We start from the raw sequence: 759 nt of genomic DNA, 5'->3' as shown, positions 1-759 counted from the left end.
ACCGAATAGAGCGGTGGCGTCGGCTGGTCGGGAATGCGCAGCCTGAGCGCGCTGGCATAGTGGCCGGCAAGTGCTGTGCGCACCTCTTCGACCGCACTGAGCGACTGGCCGACCTCGCCGCGCCCGGCAATGACGACGCCCCGGGGGTCGAGCAGCCGGAAGCCGGCCAACGTGGTTTTCTGGGTGGCGTCGAGGATGCCGGACAGGCGCGCGCCGATCACCGCGAAGGCGGGATCGACGATCACCGGCATCGCCGCCGGCCGGGTCGGCAGGACATAATCCGAGGCAAGATCGAGCTGCGGTTCGATTGGCCTGTAGAGCGGGTCCGGATTGACGCTGCGGCTTGAATCCCCACTTGGCTCCGGCATCGGCGCACCGAGCTTTTCCGGTGGGATGCCGGCGTCACGTACATCCCGCGCATAGATGGCGGCGATGGCAGCGCCTTGCGCGATCAGCTCCGCCTCGGTCTGGCGGATCAGCTGGTTCTCGTAGAGGCGGAAGAAGAACAGGCCGACCAGTGGCAAGGCCATCACCATGATCAGGATGGCGACGACGACCGTGGCAAGCCGTGGCCGCCATTTGCGGCCGATCCATTTGCTGGAGGCCGTCAGCCGCATCGGCCAAGCCGGAAGCCGACGCCATGCACCGTCTCGATGACATTTGGGCAACCCACGGCTGCCAGTTTGGCGCGGATGTTGCGGATGTGGCTGTCGACGGTGCGGCCGGCGACGTGGATGTTTGCGGCATAGGCGCTGGCCG

At 66.9% G+C, this 759-nt stretch carries 1 protein-coding gene and 1 pseudogene; both read right to left on the bottom strand.

Going from position 1 to position 759, the window contains the following annotated elements; genetic code table 11:
* A pseudogene (locus tag EOA22_RS35835) lies at positions 1-617 on the bottom strand (two-component sensor histidine kinase); the annotation flags it as partial.
* On the bottom strand, positions 608-759 hold a 152-nt coding region (locus tag EOA22_RS35830; protein WP_164756291.1), incomplete at its 5' end, for a winged helix-turn-helix domain-containing protein. The pseudogene EOA22_RS35835 and the gene EOA22_RS35830, both read right to left, overlap by 10 nt.

The organism is Mesorhizobium sp. M7A.F.Ca.US.014.04.1.1, assembly GCF_003998745.1.
Taxonomy (GTDB): Bacteria; Pseudomonadota; Alphaproteobacteria; order Rhizobiales; family Rhizobiaceae; genus Mesorhizobium; species Mesorhizobium ciceri.
This window is presented reverse-complemented; position numbering and strand designations above follow the sequence as displayed.